Raw genomic sequence first — 19,224 nt, forward strand, 5'->3', positions numbered from 1 at the left:
CGCCGACGAACTCGCCGCGCTCGGTGCCCGGGTGGACATCCTGGCGTGTGACGTGTCGGACCGTGACGCCGTCGGCTCGCTCGTGACGTCGTTGGTGGCGGGGCGTGGTCTGCTGGCGGTGGTGCATGCGGCTGGTGTGGGGGACAACGGTCTGGTGGGTGCGTTGTCGCCGGAGCGGGTGGATGGTGTGCTGGGGCCGAAGGCGGATGGTGCGTGGTGGCTGCACGAGGCGACGCGGGGGCTGGATCTGGCGGCGTTCGTGTTGTTCTCGTCGGCGGGTGGTCTGGTGCTGACGGCGGGGCAGGGCAATTACGCGGCGGCGAATGTGTTCCTGGACGCGTTGGCGGTGCGTCGGCGGGCGGAGGGTCTGCCGGCGACGTCGATGGCGTTCGGTTTCTGGGATGTGGGTGCGGGGCTGGGGCGGTTCCTAGGTGAGGTGGACCGGCGGCGGATGGCGTCGCAGGGTCTGCCGGTGCTCTCCGGTGAGGCGGGGCTGGCGTTGTTCGCGGCCGGTCTGGACCGTGCGGAGGCGACGGTCGTGCCGCTGCGGGTCGACACCGGGGCCCTGCGCACCCGGACCGACGACGTCCCCGCCCTCCTCCGCGCCCTCGCGCCTTCCGTCCGCCGGGCGGCCGCGGGCGCCGAGCCAAACCCGCAGGAGGCTCCGGCGCAGCGGCTGGCCGCCCTCGCGCCGGCCGAGCGGCACCGCACGGTACTGAGGTCGGTGCGGGCGCAGGTGGCGTCGGTGCTGGGGCACGGTTCGGCCGAGGCCATCGCACCGGACCGGGCCTTCCAGGAGCTGGGTTTCGACTCGCTGGCCGCGACCGAACTGCGCAACCAGCTCAACACCCTCACCGGGCTCCGGCTCCCCGCCACCCTCGTCTTCGACCACCCCAACGCCCTCGCCGTCACCGACTACGTGGTGGCCGAACTCGCCGCCGCCTACCCGGAGCCGGAAGCGGACACGGACGGCTCCGACGGTGAGGACGGCATCCGCCGCGCGCTGCGGTCGATCCCGACCAGGCGACTGCGGGACGCCGGCCTCGTGGACGTCCTCCTCGGCCTGGCCGAGGACGACGGCGCCGCGACGGCGGAAGCGATCGCCGGCTGGGAGGAGCCGGACACGGATCCGTACACCGGCCCGGAAGCGGATCCGTACACCGGCCCGGAAGCGGATCCGTACACCGGCCCGGAAGCGGATCCGTACGCTCACCCGCATACCGACACCGACCCCGACATGATCACCGGCCGCACCGGGACGCCCGGTACGCCCGCACCCGTAGAAGACGGGGCGGCGGCAGCGGCCCCGGACCGTCCCGGGCACGCCGAAGGCTCCGAGACACCCGACGCGCTGCGCGCCGCCCGAGCCGAGACCGCCCGGCTGCGCCGGGACAACCGCAGGCTCACCGCCGCGCAGCACGAGCCGATCGCCATCGTCGGCATGGCCTGCCGCTACCCGGGCGGGGTCTCCTCGCCCGAGGACCTGTGGCGGCTGGTGACGTCCGGCGGGGACGCGATCGCGCCGTTCCCGGAGGACCGGGGCTGGGACCTGTCCGTCCTGCGCGACCCCGAGGCCAGGCACCCCGACGGCTACTACGCCCGGGAGGGCGGCTTCCTCGACGGGGCGGCCGACTTCGACGCCGGTTTCTTCGGCGTCTCACCGCGCGAGGCCCTCGGCATGGACCCGCAGCAGCGACTCGCCCTGGAGACCACCTGGGAGGCGCTGGAGCGCGCGGGCATCGACCCCACCTCGCTCAAGGGCAGCCGTACCGGAGTCTTCGCCGGCGTGATGTACCACGACTACCCGGGCAGCGACGGCAACGGCAGCGTCGTCACCGGACGCGTCGCCTACCGGCTCGGACTGGAAGGGCCGGCGGTGTCCGTCGACACGGCCTGCTCCTCCTCCCTGGTCGCGCTGCACCTCGCGGTGCAGGCGCTGCGCCAGGGCGACTGCTCGCTCGCCGTGACCGGCGGTGTCACCGTGCTCTCCACACCCGGCGTGTTCGTCGAGTTCGGACGTCAGGGCGGCCTGTCACCCGACGGCCGCTGCAAGTCGTTCGCCGCGTCGGCCGACGGCACCGGGTTCTCCGAGGGCGCCGGATTCCTCGTCGTCGAGCGGCTCTCCGACGCCCGGCGCAACGGCCACGAGGTGCTGGCCGTGGTCCGCGGCTCCGCCGTCAACCAGGACGGCGCGAGCAACGGGCTCACGGCGCCCAACGGCCCCTCCCAGCGCCGTGTGGTGCGCCAGGCACTCGCCAACGCGCGGCTCGGCGCCGACCAGGTCGACGCCGTGGAGGCCCACGGCACCGGAACCACCCTCGGCGACCCGATCGAGGCCCAGGCGCTGCTCGCCACCTACGGGCAGAACCGGCCCGAGGGACGGCCGCTGTGGCTCGGCTCGGTCAAGTCGAACATCGGCCACACGCAGGCCGCCGCGGGCGTGGCAGGCGTCATCAAGATGGTGATGGCCATGCGGCACGGCGTACTGCCCGCCACCCTCAACGTGGACGAGCCCAGCGACCAGGTCGACTGGAGCACCGGTTCCGTCGAGCTGCTGACCGAGCCCCGGCAGTGGGAGGACACCGGCCGTCCGCGGCGTGCGGGCGTCTCCTCCTTCGGCATCAGCGGCACCAACGCCCACGTCATCGTCGAACAGGCACCGGCCGCCCCGCCGGCCACCGCGCCGGCTGTCCCGCAGGCCCCCGCACCGGCCGACCGCTCCCCGGAGGACGGGCCCGCGCCCGTCGTCCCGTGGCTGCTGTCCGCCCGCGACCGGGACGCCCTGCGCGCCCAGGCCGAACGGCTGCTGACCCACGCTCAGGACGCGGACGACGACGACACCTTCCGTCCCAGGGACGTGGCCTACTCGCTGGCCACGACCCGCGCGGCGTTCGAGCACCGGGTCGCGGTCGTCGGCGCGGAGCGGGGCGCCCTGCTGACCGCCCTGCGCTCCGTCGCACGCGGTGAGGAGCCCACGACGACAGCCGGGGAGGGACGGCTCGCCGTCCTCTTCCCCGGCCAGGGCTCCCAGCGGCTCGGCATGGGACGCGACCTGCACGGGCGCTTCCCGGTCTTCGCCGGGGCCTTCGACGCCGTGTGCGCCGCACTGGACGAGCACCTGGACGGCCCACCCCTGCGGGAGGTCCTGTGGGGCGACGACGAGGAGGTCCTGAACGGCACCGCGTACGCCCAGGCCGGACTGTTCGCCCTCGGCGTCGCCCTGTACCGCCTGGCCGAGTCCCTCGGCGTCACCCCCGAGTACGTCGCCGGGCACTCGATCGGCGAGGTCGCGGCCGCCCATGCCGCCGGGGTGTTCACCCTCGAGGACGCCTGCGCCCTGGTGGCCGCCCGCGGCCGGCTGATGCAGGCCCTGCCGGCCGGCGGTGCGATGGCCGCGGTGCAGGCCACCGAGGCGGAGGTGCTGCCGCTGCTGACCGACGGCGTCTCCGTCGCGGCGGTCAACGGTCCCGCCTCCGTCGTCGTGTCGGGTGCCGAGGCGGACGTCGAGAAGGTCACCGCCGCCCTCCGCGGGCAGGGACGCCGTACGACCGCCCTGCGCGTGTCGCACGCCTTCCACTCGTCCCTGATGGAACCGATGCTGGACGCCTTCCGTGCCGTGGTGGAGGGGCTGTCGCCGCAGCCGCCCGGGCTGCCCGTCGTGTCCAACCTGACCGGTGCCCTCGCCACCGCCGACGAGCTGTGCTCCCCCGAGTACTGGGTGCGCCACGTGCGCGACGCCGTCCGCTTCGGCGACGGCGTCCGCAGCCTCCACGCCGAGGGCGTCACCCGGTTCCTCGAACTGGGCCCGGACGCGGTGGCGTCCGCCATGGCCCGCGAGTCGCTGCCCGACCCCGCCGTGACGGTCGCCGCCCAGCGCCGCACCCTGCCCGGTGAGACGGCGTTCGTGGACGCCCTCGCCCGGCTGCACGGGCACGGCGTCCCCGTCGACTGGACGGCGTTCTTCGACGGACTGGGCGCCCACCGGCTGGACCTGCCGACCTACGCCTTCCAGCGGCGGCGGTACTGGCCCACGGAGATGACCCTGGGCGCCGGGGCGGAGGCCGCCGGCCTGATGCCCGCCGGACACCCGCTCCTCGGCGGAGCCGTGGAACTCGCCGGATCGGACGGGCACCTGTTCACCGGCCGCCTCTCGGCGGGCACCCACGCCTGGCTCGCCGACCACGTCGTCATGGGCAACGTCCTCGTGCCGGGCACCGCCCTGCTCGAACTCGCGGCGCACGCCGGCGCCGAACTCGGCTGCGACCACGTGGAGGAACTCACCCTGGGCGCGCCGCTGGCACTGCCCGCCCGGGGCACGGTCCACCTCCAGGTCGGCGTCGCCGCCCCGGACGCATCCGGCCGCCGCACCGTGGGCATCCACTCCCGGCCCGCCGCCGACCCCGACGCCCCCTGGACGTCGCACGCCGAGGGCACCCTCGCACCCGCCCCGGCCGACGCGGCCGGCCGGGACGGCGACGCCCCGGCCTTCGACGCCTCCGTCTGGCCGCCCACGGACGCCCGGCCGCTGGACACCACAGGCCTCTACGAGCGCTTCGAGGACGCCGGCTTCGTCTACGGCCCGGTGTTCCAGGGCCTTCGGGCCGCCTGGATTCGGGACGGCGAGGTGTACGCCGAGGCCGCCCTGCCCGACGGCACCGACGGCGGCGCCTTCGGCCTGCACCCGGCGCTCTTCGACGCCGCCCTGCACGCCACCGCACTCGCCGGCGCCGATGACCCGGGGGCCGCGGACCGGGCCGGCGGCGGTGAGGTCCCGTTCTCCTGGAACGGCGTCACCCTGCACGCGGTCGGCGCCTCCGCCGTACGCATCCGGCTCTCCCGGGCCGACGACGGCACCCTCGCCATAGCCGTCGCCGACGGCACCGGCGCCCCCGTCGCCACCGTCGCCTCACTGGCGACCCGCCCGATCTCCGCCGAGCAGTCCGGCGCCGGTACGGACTCCACGCGCAACTCCCTGTTCACCCTGGAGTGGGTCACCGAACCGGAGGGCTCCCGGGACCCGGTGGCGCAGGCCGGACCGGTCGCCGTGATCGGACCGGACGCCCACACCGTGGACGTGGCCGCCACCGTGCGCGTGGCCGCCACCGGGCACGCCGCCCCCACTGACGGTCCCGCCACCGACGGCTCCGCCACTGCCGGTGCCGTGCCCGGCGGCCGCCACGCCGACGCCGCCGCCCTCGCCGCCGCGGCGGCGGACGGACCGCTCCCGCCGGTGGTCCTCTTGCCGGTGTGCACAGGCACCGGGAGCGGAACGTCCCCAGCGGCAGCGCCGGACCTTGTGCGCACCGCCCACGCGGCGACCGCCCGCACCCTCGGCACGATCCGGACCTGGCTCGACGACGAGCGGTTCGCCGACTCCCGGCTGGTCATCGTCACCCGCGGCGCGACCGACGGCACCGACCCGGCCGCCGCCGCCGTATGGGGGCTCGTCCGCGCCGCGCAGGCGGAGCACCCCGGACGGTTCACCCTGCTGGACCTGCTCGACCCGGACATCGGCACCCGGCCCGGCGAGCCGGACGACACCGCCGGTACGCCGGTCCCGGACGCCGCGCTCACCTCCGCCGAACCGCAGCTCGCGCTCCGCGAGGGCCGGCTGACGGTTCCCAGGCTGGTCCGCGTGCCGGCCCCGGCCCAGGACCCGGACCGGGGGCCGGCCGGCTGGGACCCCGACGGAACCGTCCTGGTCACCGGCGGCACGGGCGGCCTCGGCGCCACCGTCGCACGCCACCTCGTGGCCGAACACGGCGTCCGCAGCCTGCTGCTGGTCAGCCGGCGCGGCCCGGACGCCGACGGCGCGGCCGGACTCGCCGCCGACCTGGAAGCGGCCGGTGCCCGCGTCACCGTCGCCGCCTGCGACGTCACCGACCGGGCCGCGGTCGACCGGCTGCTGTCCGGCGTACCCGACGACCGACCGCTGCGCGCCGTGATCCACACGGCGGGCGTCCTGGACGACGGGGCGATCGGCTCCCTCACCGACGAGCGCCTGTCCGCCGTACTGCGGCCCAAGGCGGACGCCGCCTGGCACCTCCACGAGGCCACCGAGGGCCTTACCCTCGACGCCTTCGTGCTGTTCTCCTCCGTGGCCGGCACGCTCGGCAACGCCGGCCAGGCCAACTACGCCGCGGGCAACGCCTTCCTGGACGCCCTCGCCCGGTACCGCACGGACCGCGGGCTCCCCGCGCTGTCCCTCGGCTGGGGCCCCTGGACCCGGGGCAGCGGCATGACCGGCACGCTGTCCGAGGCGGACACCGCCCGCATGAACCGGGCGGGCATGCCGCCGCTGACGCCGGAAGAGGGCCTCGCCCTCTTCGACGCGGTGACGGCAGGCCGGACCGGACCGACGGCGGTACTGCCCGTACGGCTGGACCCGGGGGCGCTGCGGGCCCGCGGCGAGGTGCCGCCCCTGCTCCGGGCCCTGGTCCGGGGGCCGGCCAGGCGCGCCGCCACCGCGCAGGACGCCGCGGCCACCGCCGCGGACCTCGCCCAGCGGCTGTCCGGCCGTACCCCCGCGGAGGCGCAGGAAGTGCTGCTGGACCTGGTGCGCTGTCAGATCGCCGCCGTCCTGGGCCACGCCGGCCTGAACGACGTCGAACCGACCCGGGCCTTCCAGGATCTCGGGTTCGACTCGCTGACCTCGGTCGAACTCCGCAACCGGCTCGGCGCACTCACCGGCGTACGGCTCCCCGCCACCCTCCTGTTCGACTACCCGACGCCCAGCGAACTCGTCGCCCACCTGTACGCCAAGGTAGCCCCGGCCCCGGCGGACGGTCCGGAGGCGGTCCTCGCCGAACTGGACCGGCTGGAGCGGAGCATCACCGGGCTCGAGGTGGGTGCCGAGCTGTTCGAACAGGTCGCGGGCCGGCTGGAGGTGCTCCGCAGCAAGTGGCAGTCGCGGCGCGCCGAGGCGTCCGCGTCCGGGGAGGAGGAGGGCTTCGACTTCGACTCCGCGACGGACGAGGAGGTCTTCGACCTGCTGGACAACGAACTCGGGCTGTCGTAGGGGCGACGGGGACCATCCCACCCATCCCCGCCCGCCCGGCCACCGGCCGGGCGGGCGTTCCCGTTCCGCCGCCCGTCCGGTCCCGTTCCCCCGCCCCGCGAGCCTCGGCCCCGTTCCCGCTGCGGGCTCCGGTTCCCTTCCCGCCGTGCGTCCCGCCCGTTCCCGCCCCGCGTCCGTTCGCCGTTCGGAGCCTGCCCGTCACACGACGGTGCGGGCACCCGCCCCGCGGCCCCGGCCAGCGGTTCCGCGCCGCCTGCGCATCGGCCCGCTGCCTGTTTGGCCCCGGCGCGTGACCGGAACGGGCAGGACACCTCGACGCCCCGTACGGCGGCTCGCCGGCACCGCTCTCCGCCCCGACCCGTCCCGCCCCGACCTGAACGCCCGGAACCGTAACCCGCCAAGGCGTTCCCCGGTGGGACGACTCACGGCCCTCGTCCTGGCCACCGCGGTGAGCCCGAGCCACCCACGCACGAGGGCGTCACGCACGGACGAAGGCAGGCGCACCGGCGAAGGCAGGCGTAGGCCAGATGGCCGGCGCGCGCACGAAGGCAGGCGCGCACGACGGCAGGCCCGCGCGCGAAGGCACGCGCGCGCACGAAGGCACGCGCGCGCACGAAGGCACGCGCACGCACGAAGGCACGCGCACGCACGAGAGCCCGTAGACACACGAAAGGCCCGTGGGCGCCGGTCAGCGCCCACGGGCCGGGCCCCCGCACGTCGGGGGAGCCGTGCGGGGGTCAGAGCGGCCGGCGGAACCCGGCCAGGGCGGCGAGCGCGCCCGCCGCGCTGATCACCGCGCCGATGACCAGCGCGGGTATCGCGTGGTCCAGGCCCGGCACGTCCAGCGCGAGCGCACGGGTCGCGTCGATGGCGTACGTCAGCGGATTGACGTGGGCCACGGCGGCGAGCCAGCCGGGCAGGTCGGCGACCGGCACGTACGCACTGGAGGCGAACATCAGCGGGAAGATCACGACGAGGGCGAGATTCTGCAGGGGCTCGGCCCGCCGCAGCCAGGCGCCCGCGGCGATGAAGGCCCAGCCCAGGGAGAAGCTGATGAACAGCGTCAGCCCGCCGGACAGCGCCAGTTCGGCGAGGCCGCCGTTGGGGGAGTAGCCCAGCACCGTCATCGCCAGCACCATGATGACGAGGACCTGCACGGCGCTGCGCACCAGCCCCACCAGGCTGCGCGCGGCGAGCAGCGCCCCGGGGTGCACCGGCAGCGAGCGCAACCGGGCGACCACGCCGTTCCTGAGGTCCTCCACCAGGCCCACGCCGGACTGCATCGCCGACTGGGCGGCGTTGTCCACCAGGACGGCGGGCAGGACGTAGTCGAGGTAGCTGACACCGCCCGGGAAGTGCGGGGGCATGCCCATCTTGCTGAACACCTGCGTCAGCACGAACAGGATGACCACCGGCTGGATGAGGCCGAAGAGCACGATGCCCGGGTCGGTCACCATCGCCCGCAGCGACCGTCCGGTCAGCACCCGTACCTGGGTGACGAACGAACTCCCGCCGAAGGCCGGCCCCTCGAGGGCCGCGGCCGGGGGAGCGGCCGGGGTGAGCTGGGTGGTCAAGGGGTCCTCCACAGAAGGCGTCCAGGAGCGGTCACGCCGGGCTCCCGGCGGACTGCTCGGCGAGGGTCAGGTACACGTCGTCGAGCGTCGGCTCGCCGAACGTCAGCTCGGTGGCCTCGACGCCCACCTGGTCCAGGGCGCGGACGATGTCCGCGATCTCCCGGGTGGCGTCGATCGGGACGGCCAGGCTGCGGGTGCCCTCCTCGCCGTTGACCGGGGCGAACCCGGCGGCACGCAGCGCGGCGCCCGCCAGCGGCGGGGCTTCGTCGGTGCCGAGGGTGAGGGTCACGGTGCGGTGGCCGACGGTGGCCTTGAGCTCCTCGGCGGTGCCGGCGGCGACGACCCGTCCGGCGGAGAGCACGGCGATCGTGTCGGCGAGGCGGTCCGCCTCCTCCAGGTACTGGGTGGTCAGCAGGACCGTCGTGCCCTGCTCGACCAGACCCTCCACGATCTCCCAGAGGTTCAGCCGGCTCGACGGGTCGAGCCCCGTGGTCGGTTCGTCGAGGAACAGCACCTCGGGCGAGCCCACCAGGGACACCGCCAGGTCCAGCCGGCGCCGCAGACCGCCCGAGTAGCCGCTCGCCCGCCGGTCGGCGACGCCGGTGAGCTGGAACAGATCCAGCAACTCGTCGGCGCGGGAGCGGGCCGCCCGGCGCCCCGCCCCGAGGAGGCGGGCGATCAGGACGATGTTGTCCCGCCCGCTGAGCTGCCCGTCCACGGAGGCGAACTGCCCCGTGAGACCGATGCGGCGACGGATCTCCGCGGGGTCGCGGGCCACGTCGAACCCCGCGACCCGGGCCCGGCCCGAGGACGGCGGCAGGGCCGTGGTGAGGATGTTGACCAGGGTGGTCTTGCCGGCCCCGTTGTGGCCCAGCAGTGCCAGGACCGTACCCCGGCGGGCGCTGACGCTGACCGACTCCAGCGCGGGCACCGAGCCGAACGACTTCCCCACCGCGTCCGCCTCGATCACCAGCTCACCGGAACCGAGACCGAAACCGGAACCGGAACCGGAACCGGAAAACGACCCAGGACCGGAAAACGACCCAGGATTGGTGATCGGACCGGGACCGGTGATCGAACCGGAACCGGACTTGCCGCCGGGACCGGGCCGGGGCGCGGAGGGCGTGACGAGCCCGCTCATGAGGTGTTCTCCCGCTGATGGTGGGACACAGGGTGGACGACGGGCGGCCGACGGCCGGCCCGCGAGGACAAGGGGTACGCACCGGCCGACGGGACCGGTGTCCGGCTCCTGCCCCGGCCCCCGCCCCGGCCGCTCACCGGGGCCCGCCGTCCGGGACGTCCGGGCCGGACCCGGCGTCCATGAGACGGAACAGCTCCTCGTCCGACGCCGCCGCCAGGTCGAGCACGTCACCCGAGGGGCCCGTGTCGTCGGCCCGGGCGGGCGTCCAGCGCGCGGCGAGCGTCCGCAGCCGCGCCGCCGTACCGGAGTCGAGGCCGGCGCCCGAGGTGAGGAGCGCCTCCAGCTCGTCGACGACGGCGCCCGCGTCGCGGCGCCCGGGCGGTGTGGACCGCCGGAGCGTGTCGCAGACCAGCCGGGCCACCGCGGCGGGGGAGGGATGGTCGAACACCAGGGTCGGCGGCAGCCGCACCCCGGTGACGGCCGTCAGCCGGTTGCGCAGTTCGACGGCGGTGACGGAGGTGACACCCAGTTCCGTGAAGGCCAGCCCCGGACCGGCGTCCGGCGGCAGCTCCCCGACCACCGCGGCGAGTTCACCGCGCACCAGGTCCGTGACCACGGCCTCCCGCTCCTCCTCCGACAGCGCCGCCAGACGGTCCGCCGGCGCCCGCCCCGAACCGTCCGCCGAAGGCCCCGCCACCGCGGCTCCCGCGGCCACCGCGGCGGTCGGCACCGACGCCAGCCAGTACGCCTCGTGCTGGAAGGCGTACGTGGGCAGTGCCACCGCCCGCGCGCCGGGCAGCACCGCCGGCCAGTCGACGGGCAGACCGTGGGCGTGCAGTCGGACGGCGGCGGTGAGCACGGCCCGCTCCTCGTCGTCCCCGCCGCGCAGCAGCGGCTCCACCACCGGCCCGGTGCCCGGTTCGCGTTCCCCGAGGCACTCCTCGACCATGGGCGTGAGCGCCGCGTCCGGGCCCAGCTCGACGTAGACCGCGGTGCGCGCGTCGGCGAGGTGGGAGACGGCGTCGGCGAACCGGACCGCGTCGCGGGCGTGCCGTACCCAGTGCTCCGGGTCGCGGGCCTCGTCCGCCGTGAGCGGACGGCCCGTCACCCCGGAGACCAGCGGCAGCGCGGGGGCGGCGAACGTCAGCGCCGCCACGGTCCGGCGGAACTCGTCCAGCACCGGGTCCATCAGCGGCGAGTGGAAGGCGTGGCTGACCACCAGGCGGCGCGTCTTGAACCCGGCGGCGGTCAACTCCCCCGCCAGTTTGGTCAGCGGTCCCTCCGCCCCGGACAGCACCACCGAGCGCGGGCCGTTCACCGCGGCGACCGCGATGTTCCCGAAGCGGTCCGCCAGCCACGGCAGCACCTCCGCCTCGGAACCGCGCACGGCGGTCATCGCGCCGCCCGGCGGCAACGACTGCATGAGCCGGCCGCGCGCGGCCACCAGGGCGCAGGCGTCCGGCAGACCGAGCACGCCCGCCACGTGGGCGGCGGCGATCTCGCCCACGGAATGGCCCACCACCCGGGCCGGGGTGAGGCCCCACGACTCCAGCAGCCGGTACAGGGCGACCTCGAAGGCGAACAGCGCGGGCTGGGCGAAGCCGGTGCCGTTCAGCGCGAGCGCCTCCGCACTGTCGGGCGCGGCCCACATCACCGACGTCAGCGGCCGGTCCAGCAGCGGATCGAGGACGGCGCACACCTCGCGCAGCGCGGCGTCGAACACCGGGAACGCGGCGGCGAGCGCGCGCCCCATCCCCGGACGCTGACTGCCCTGCCCGGTGAAGACGAACGCGGACTCGGCCACGCCACCGCCCGGACCACGGCCGGCCACCCCCGGGGTCTCGCCCCGGGCGAACGCGGCCGCCGCGGCCGAGAGCTCGTCGCGGTCCGAGCCGGTGAACACCGCCGTACGGCCGTGCAGGGTGCGGGTGGTGAGCAGGGAGTACGCGATGTCGCGCGCGCAGACCTCGGGGTGCGCCTCGGCGTACCCGGCCAGCCGCCGCGCCTGGCCGCGCAGCGCGGCTCCGTCCCGGGCCGACACCAGCCACGGCGGGCAGGGCACCGGAGACTCCCGGGGCTCCGCGGCGTCGGGCCGGTCCGTCTCCGTCTCCGTCTCCGTCTTCCCGGCGGTCGCCCGCGCGGCCGCCGGCGCCTCCTCCAGGACGAGGTGGGCGTTGGTGCCGCTGATGCCGAACGACGACACGGCGGCCCGCCGCGGCCTGCCGTCCCCGCCCGGCCAGGGGCGCGGCCCGGCCAGCAGCCGCAGGGCGCCCGAGGACCAGTCGATCCGCGAACTGGGGGTGTCCGCGTGCAGTGTGCGGGGCAGCACACCGTGCTCCAGGGCGAGCACCGCCTTCATCACTCCCGTCACCCCGGCGGCCGCCTGGGTGTGGCCCAGGTTCGACTTCACGGAACCCAGCCACAGCGGGCGCCCTTCGGGCCGGTCACGTCCGTACGTGTCCAGCAGCGCCTGCGCCTCGATGGGGTCGCCCAGCGCGGTGCCGGTGCCGTGGGCCTCGACCACGTCCACGTCCGCCGCCGTGAGGCCGGCATCGGCCAGCGCCTGCCGGACGACCCGGCGCTGGGCGGGGCCGTTGGGGGCGGTCAAGCCGTTGGAGGCACCGTCCTGGTTGACGGCCGAGCCGCGGATCACCGCGAGGACGGGATGGCCGCGGCGCCGGGCGTCGGACAGGCGCTCCAGCAGCAGCAGGCCGGCGCCCTCCGACCAGGCGGCGCCGTCCGCGCCCTCCCCGAAGGACTTGCAGCGGCCGTCGGGGGACAGGCCCCGCAGCCGCGAGAAGCCGACGAACGGAGCGGGCGTCGCCATCACGGCGACCCCGCCGGCCAGCGCCAGATCCGACTCGCCCGACCGCAGCGACCGGCAGGCCAGGTGCAGGGCGACCAGCGACGACGAGCACGCGGTGTCCACCGTCAGCGCGGGCCCGTTGAGGCCCAGCGCGTACGCGATCCGGCCGGACAGCGCGCCGCCGGCCGTGCCCACCGGCAGCAGCCCCTCCAGCGTGCCGGACGGGTCGACCGCCCCGGCCGCGTAGTCGTGGTACATCGCACCGGTGAACACGCCGGTGCGGGTGCCGCGCAGCGTCAGCGGGTCGATGCGGGCCCGCTCCACGGCCTCCCACGCGGTCTCCAGCAGCAGTCGCTGCTGCGGGTCGGTGGCCAGCGCCTCCCGATCCGACATGCCGAAGAAGCCGGCGTCGAAGTGGGCCGCGTCGCGCAGGAAGCCGCCCGTGCGGGCGTAAGTGGTGCCCGGGTGCTCCGGGTCGTCGTCGAAGAGGGCGTCGAGGTCCCAGCCGCGGTCGGACGGGAAGCCCGACACGGCGTCGGTGCCGGAGTCGAGCAGCGCCCACAGCGCCTCGGGGGAGTCGGCGCCACCGGGCAGCCGGCAGGCCATCCCGACGACGGCGACCGGTTCGCCGTCGTACGCCGTGACACCGGCCTCCTCCTCCGCGCGGTCCAGGCCGGCCAGTTCCCGGGCGAGGGCGGCCGGGGTGGGGAAGTCGAAGGCCACCGCGGCGGGCAGCGGCAGCCCCGTGGCGTCGGCGAGCGCGTTGCGCAGCCGCACCGAGGCCACCGAGTCCAGGCCGTGCGCGCGGAACGTCGTGTCGGGGCCGATCGGCGCCACCGCCCCGGCCGCCTCGTCCCCGTCCGTGCCGAGCACGCGGGCGACGGCGGCCACCACCAGGTCCAGCGCGGCGCGCACGTCCGGTCGGGGCAGGTCGTCGGGGACCGGCTCGGGATTCTCGGCGGCGTCGGCGAGGATCCGTTCCAGCGCCCGTCGGTTGATCTTTCCGGCGGGTGTGCGCGGCAGCTCCGGCAGGGCGACGAGTTCCAGCGGGATCTTGTACTCGGCCACACCCCGCTCGCGCAGGAAGGCCGTGACCTCGCTGAGGCCGATCGTATGTGACGAGGTGTCACCCGAGGTCGAGACCGAGTCCGAGTCAGAGTCCGAGGCCGAGGCCGACCCCGCGTCTGTACCCGTGTCCGTGTCCGTGTCCGTGTCCGGGGGAGTCGTGGCCGCGCCGGCGGACCCCGCGACGGCGCTCGTCCCGGTCGCGCTCGCGGTCACCACCAGGCAGGGGTACTCACCGAGCCGCGGGTCCGGCTTGGCGACCACGGCCAGCGGACCGATGCCGGGCAGGTCCGCCAGCAGGCCCTGGATCTCCACCGCGTTGAACTTGCGGCCGCCCACGTTGATCAGCTCCGCGGAGCGGCCGTGGAACACCACCAGCCCGTCCTCGGTGACCGAGGCCATGTCCCCGGTGCGCAGCCAGCCGTCCCCGGACACCACCGACCGGGTCAGGTCCGGCTCCCCGTGGTACCCGCGGAACATGCTCGGGCTGCGGTAGTACAGCTCGCCGGCCGCACCGGGGGCGCACGGCCTGCCGTCCTCGTCGAGGATCCGCAGCTCCGCGCCCCGCACCGGCCGGCCCACGCTGCGCGCGGCGACCTCCGGCGGGTCGCCGGCCAGGCTGCTGGTGCCGTTGCCGGCCTCCGACATCCCCCACACCACGACCAGGACGGTGTCCAGGGTCTCCCGCACCGAGCGCACCAGGGCGGCGGGCAGGGCGGCGCCCGCCGTCAGTACCCGGCCCGGGCGGAACCCGGCCGCCGACCCGGACTCCCGCACCCGGGACACCACGTCGTGCAGTTGCGCGGGCACGGCGACCACCACGTCCGGCCGCTCCCGCCGTGCCAGCTCCCAGAAGCGGTCCACGTCCCACGAACGCAGCAGCACCTGGCGGCCCGAACGGAACAGCGCCGAGTACACCGACTGGAGCCCGAAGCAGTGCGTGAGCGGGCAGGCGGTCATCAGGGTGCCCGCGTACGCCTCGGCGCTGTCCTCGGTCGCGGCGCGGGAGTTGGTCAGCAGCGCGTCGTGCGTGTGCAGGCAGATCTTCGGCCGCGCGGACGTGGTCCCGGACGACGGGAAGAGCAGGAACGGCGACGCGGGCCGCACCTGCACCGGCCGGGGCCGTTCACCGGCCCACCGGTCCAGCAGCCCCTGGACCGTCTCGGACCCGTCCGGCGCGGTGGAGCCGGTGACCAGGACGGCCCGCAGCGACGGCAGCGCGGCCCGCAGCGCCGTCGCGCCCAGCGGTGCGCCGGGGCCGGCGTCCTGGGAGCCCGCCGGCAGCGCGGCCACCGCCGGTCCGACCCGCTCCAGCAGGGACCGGACGTCGGCGGGTGCGTTGCCCTGGTGGACGGGCAGGGTGACGGCGCCCACCGACGCGGCCGCCAGGTGCAGCGTCACGTACTCCCAGCAGTTGGGCAGGTGCAGGGCGACCACGTCGCCCGGGACGACACCGGCCTCCTGCAGGCCGCGGGCCAGCGCGTCCACCTCGGCCCGCCACGCCTGCCAGGTCCGGGTGCGCTCGCCGTCGACCAGCGCCACGGCGTCACCGCCGTGGCGCACGGCCGCGGCGAACACCTCCGGAAGGGTCAGGCCGTCCAGGCTCCCGTCGGCGGCGCCGGGCGGGTCGATCACGTAGTCGTCTGCGTGGACGGGCACCATCACTCCCGGGGAGTCGAGCGTTTCCGGCGTACGGGGACGCTCCCAGGCTGTTGCCGGGCGCCCCGGGTTTTCCCTAGACATGGGGACGGGGCGGGCCCGGAGGTTTGGCGGGACGCACCCCGGCGCAGGGAGCAGCAGGATCAGCCACGGTCCGCCAGGGGCCCCGTTGAGCCTCGGCGAGGCACCGGGAGCCACGGCGAGGCACGGGTAGCAGTCACGGGGCAAGGCACGGGCAGCCTCCGCATGGCACGGGGGTCCAGGGCGAGGCACCGCGAGCCATGCGATCCACCGGAAGCCGCCGGGAGAGCGCCCCGTCCCGGTCAGTCCGACCCGGGCGCGGCGCCCGCCTCGGGCACGCCGTCCTCCAGAAGCACGCGGCCGGGGAACTCCGCGCCCAGCAGGCGCAGCAGCGGCGCCGCCTTCACCGCCGTCTCCTCGAACTCCGCCGCGGGGTCGGAGAGCGCGATGACGGCACCGCCCACGCCGTAGCGCAGCCGGCCGCCGCTCAGCACCACGGTGCGGATGACGATGCTCAGGTCCACCGCCCCGGTCAGGGAGAAGTAGCCGACGGCACCCGAGTACACCCCGCGCGGCCCGCCCTCCAGCCGGTCGATGATCTGCATGGTGCGGATCTTCGGCGCACCGGTCATCGAACCGCCGGGGAACGCGGCCCGGACCGCGGCGACCGGGCTGCTGTCCGCCCGCAGGCGGGCCCGTACCGTGCTGACCAGTTGATGCACCGTGGCATAGCTCTCCACCTGGAACACCGGGTCCGCGACCACCGAACCCACCTCGGCACAGCGGCCGAGGTCGTGCCTCACCAGGTCCACGATCATCAGGTTCTCGGCGCGGTCCTTCGCGCTGGCCGCCAGATCCCGGGCCAGCCGGTCGTCCTCCTGCGGCGTGGCGCCGCGCGGCCTCGTCCCCTTGATCGGCTTGGACTCCATCACGCCGTGCCGGTCGATGCGCAGGAACCGCTCGGGCGAGGTGCTGAGCACCGCCATCGGGCCGAAGTGGAGGAACGCGGCGAACGGCGCGCGGCTCAGCCGGCGCAGGCGGCGGTACGCCTGCCACGGGTCGAGGCCGGTCTCGACCTCGGCCATGTTGGTCAGGCAGACCTCGTAGGTCTCGCCGGCCGTGATCTCCTGCTGGCAGGCGTCTATCAGCTTGAGGTAGGCGTCGCGGTCGTGACGCAGCACCACCGGACCGGCCTCACCGGCCGCTGCCGGGGCGAAGGGTTCCGGCTCCAGGCCCGCGATCGACTCCAGGGCGTCCGCCGCCGACGCGAGCCAGCACCTCGCCTCCTCCTCGGCCCCGTCCTCCGCCAGTGCCAGCAGGTACGTCGTGCCGGTGCGGTGGTCCAGGACCAGGGCGCGGTCGGCGAAGACGAGGACCGCGTCCGGGTCGGGGGAGCGGTGCGCCGCCTCGCCCTCGCATTCGGCCTTCAGCTCGTAGCCGAGGCAGCCGACCCATCCGAGGGCGAAATCGAAGGGCAGCTCGGGCACTTCGGTGTGCAGTCCGGCGAGGTCCCGCTCAAGCCAGGCCAGAAACGCGCTCCGCTCGACGCGCGTGCCACGGCCTCCCCCGGTGATCGTCACGGTGCCGGCCTGCACGTCGGCCTTGGCGACCCGGGCCAGCGGCCCCGACGCGTCACCCATCACGGAGAGCTGCCCCAGGTGCCCGTCCGGCCGGCTGCTGTCCAGCCAGAACGGGTGGTCGCCGGTGCGGAACAGCCAGTCGAAGGCGACCTCCCCGTCCCACCGGGTCGTCAGCCGCTCCGCCAGGACCCGCAGCCGTCGGACCGGCCGCGTGCCTTCGACCGGCCGCGTGCCTTCGACCGGGCCCATGTCCTCGCCCGGGCCGGCGGACCCGGAGACCGGCTCGCCGTCCGCGGACTCCGGCCGGGGAAGGACCGATGAGCGGGACCGGAAACGGTGGTGCCCCTCCGTCAGGCGACGGAAGTTCCCCAGCAGCCGGTGACCGTCCTCGGTGCCGATGGACTCAGGGTGGAACTGCACGCCCCACAGCGGCAGCGTCCGGTGCCGCAGCGCCATCAGCACTCCGTCCTCGGACCACGCCGTGGCCTCCAGCCCGGGTGCCAGACCGGTCACGGCCAGCGAGTGGTAGCGGACCACCTCGAGCGGCTGCGGCAGGCCCTCGAAGAGGCCGGTGCCGTCGTGCCGCACCCGCGACGTCCGCCCGTGCCGGGGCTCGGGCGCGGGACCGACGGAGGCGCCGTGGACCAGGGCCACGCCCTGGTGGCCCAGGCACACCCCGAGCACGGGCAGCCGTCCCTCCTCGGCGATCGAGCGGCACACCCCGAAGTCCTCGGGGCGGTGCGGCGTGCCCGGGCCCGGTGACAGCACCACGTTGTCGAACGCGTCGAGGAGGGCCGGCCGCCACGCCGGGTCGTCGTTGCGGATGACCTCGGGTTCCTGTCCGTTGACCCGGGCCAGGTAGTGGAAGAGGTTGAAGGTGAAGGAGTCGTAGTTGTCGACGAGCAATGTGCGCATGGCGTTTCCTTGTCCAGGAGGCGCGTGAGCGGAAAGTGACGGGGGACGTAACGGACTCGGGACGGTCCGGCCGTGTGCGGGCTCTCCGGTGGTGCGTCGACCACAGCTCCTGCGCCTGCCCGGGCGGACGTCAGGACACCGGGGCGGCCCCCAGGGGGGCGAGGGCGGCGGCGATCTCGCCGTTGACCGCCGTCAGGTGCTGGGTGAGGAAGAAGTGGCCGCCGGTGAACACCCGCAGCCGGAACGGCCCCTCGGTGTGGTCCCGCCAGCGCTCGGCCTCCTCGGCCGTGGTCAGCGGGTCGCCGTCGCCGGTCAGCACGGTGACGCCGCAGCGCACCCGGCGGTCCGGCGGGCAGGAGTACGTCTCGATGGCACGGTAGTCGCCGCGCAGCGCCGGCAGCGCCATCCGCAGGATCTCCTCGTCCCCGAGGACGCCCGCGGCGGTGCCGTTCAGCCGTTTCATCTCGGCGACGATGCCGTCGTCGTCCCGCAGGTGCACCTCCTCGGCGCGCGTGGTCGACGGAGCCCGGCGGCCGGAGGCGATGACGGTGCGCGGCCCGGCACCCTTCTGCTCGAGCCGCCACGCGGTCTCGAACGCCAGCGCCGCCCCCATGCTGTGCCCGAAGAACACACTGGGCCGGTCGTCCAGTGCCAGCAGCCGCTCGGCCACCAGGTCCGCCAGTCGGCCCAGGTCCTCCACACAGGGTTCCTTGCGGCGGTCCTGGCGTCCGGGGTACTGGAGCGAGATGACGTCGGCGACCGGGGCGAACCGCGCCGAGACCGGGTGGTAGAAGCTGGCCGAGCCGCCCGCGTGCGGGAAGCAGACCAGCCGTACCGCGTCGGCGTCGGTCGGGTGGTAGCGCCGCAGCCACAGGGCTGCGGTGTCGTCAGCGGTCGTCACGGTGTCGGTCCCTTCGGTGGTCCAGTGGCCGGCGGGGTTCCGCCGGCCGGCCGGGTCCGGGGCGGCCCGGGACGGGCGCACCTCCCGCCGCGGACCGCCGCGGACCCGGGTGTCGCCGGTGGGGTGGCCGGGCCCTCTGGTTCCCGGACACCCCACCGGGGGCCGTGGCCGGGGCACCGGCACCGCCGAGCCCGTCCGGCCACGGAGTCGTGCGGCGGGTCCCTTCGGGCCCGGCCCCCGGCACGGTGCGTTCAGTCCTCATGGACGGTGACCGACCCGGACGGGCACAGGTCGCCCGCGGCGAGGACCGCGTCGCGGTCCGGCTCACCGGGCTCACTCACCAGCAGGGTGACGATGCCGTCGTCGTCCTGGTCGAAGACTCGCGGCGCGTTCAGGGCGCACTGGCCCGCTCCGACGCACCGCTCACTGTCGACGGTGACGCGCATGATCTCTGCTCCTAGGGCTCACGGGACTTACGGGGTTCTGACAGGTGTCGCGGACTGAAGACGCGGCACACGGACGGACGCGCGCGGGCACGCGGTAC

The 19,224-nt window shown here is 75.5% G+C and carries 7 protein-coding genes (1 of these 7 cut by a window edge); 1 reads left to right on the plus strand and 6 read right to left on the minus strand.

Annotated features, from left to right (window positions below):
* Nucleotides 1-7,018 carry the end of a type I polyketide synthase gene (locus B1H29_RS34805; RefSeq protein WP_079160631.1) on the plus strand. Its footprint begins 25,274 nt before the window's first position, so only the last 7,018 of its 32,292 coding nucleotides appear in the window; the start codon falls outside the window, past its left edge; its stop codon occupies nt 7,016-7,018.
* Between the two features lie 737 nt (nt 7,019-7,755).
* On the opposite strand, the gene B1H29_RS34810 is transcribed toward B1H29_RS34805, so the two are convergent.
* From B1H29_RS34810 to B1H29_RS34835, 6 genes are all read right to left on the minus strand, one after another.
* Nucleotides 7,756-8,592: an ABC transporter permease gene (locus tag B1H29_RS34810; RefSeq protein WP_055420168.1), complete on the minus strand. Its 837-nt coding sequence runs from the start codon at nt 8,590-8,592 to the stop codon at nt 7,756-7,758.
* A 31-nt stretch (nt 8,593-8,623) separates the two neighbouring features.
* Nucleotides 8,624-9,733, minus strand: a complete 1,110-nt coding sequence (locus B1H29_RS34815; RefSeq protein WP_079160632.1) for an ATP-binding cassette domain-containing protein — start codon at nt 9,731-9,733, stop codon at nt 8,624-8,626.
* 133 nt (nt 9,734-9,866) lie between these two features.
* Nucleotides 9,867-15,266 (minus strand): type I polyketide synthase, encoded by a 5,400-nt coding sequence (locus B1H29_RS34820; RefSeq protein WP_055420167.1) that lies wholly within the window; start codon nt 15,264-15,266, stop codon nt 9,867-9,869.
* Nucleotides 15,267-15,586: 320 nt separating this feature from the next.
* Nucleotides 15,587-17,779 carry an aminodeoxychorismate synthase component I gene (gene pabB, locus B1H29_RS34825; protein WP_055420166.1) on the minus strand — a complete coding sequence of 731 codons (2,193 nt, stop codon included), beginning with the start codon at nt 17,777-17,779 and terminating at the stop codon, nt 15,587-15,589.
* Nucleotides 17,780-17,909: 130 nt separating this feature from the next.
* Nucleotides 17,910-18,680, minus strand: a complete 771-nt coding sequence (locus B1H29_RS34830) for a thioesterase II family protein (protein ID WP_055420871.1) — start codon at nt 18,678-18,680, stop codon at nt 17,910-17,912.
* Nucleotides 18,681-18,931: 251 nt separating this feature from the next.
* Nucleotides 18,932-19,126 (minus strand): ferredoxin, encoded by a 195-nt coding sequence (locus tag B1H29_RS34835; RefSeq protein ID WP_055420165.1) that lies wholly within the window; start codon nt 19,124-19,126, stop codon nt 18,932-18,934.
* Nucleotides 19,127-19,224 lie beyond the last annotated feature (98 nt).

Origin of the sequence: Streptomyces pactum (genome assembly GCF_002005225.1) — a bacterium.
Taxonomy (GTDB): domain Bacteria; phylum Actinomycetota; class Actinomycetes; order Streptomycetales; family Streptomycetaceae; genus Streptomyces; species Streptomyces pactum_A.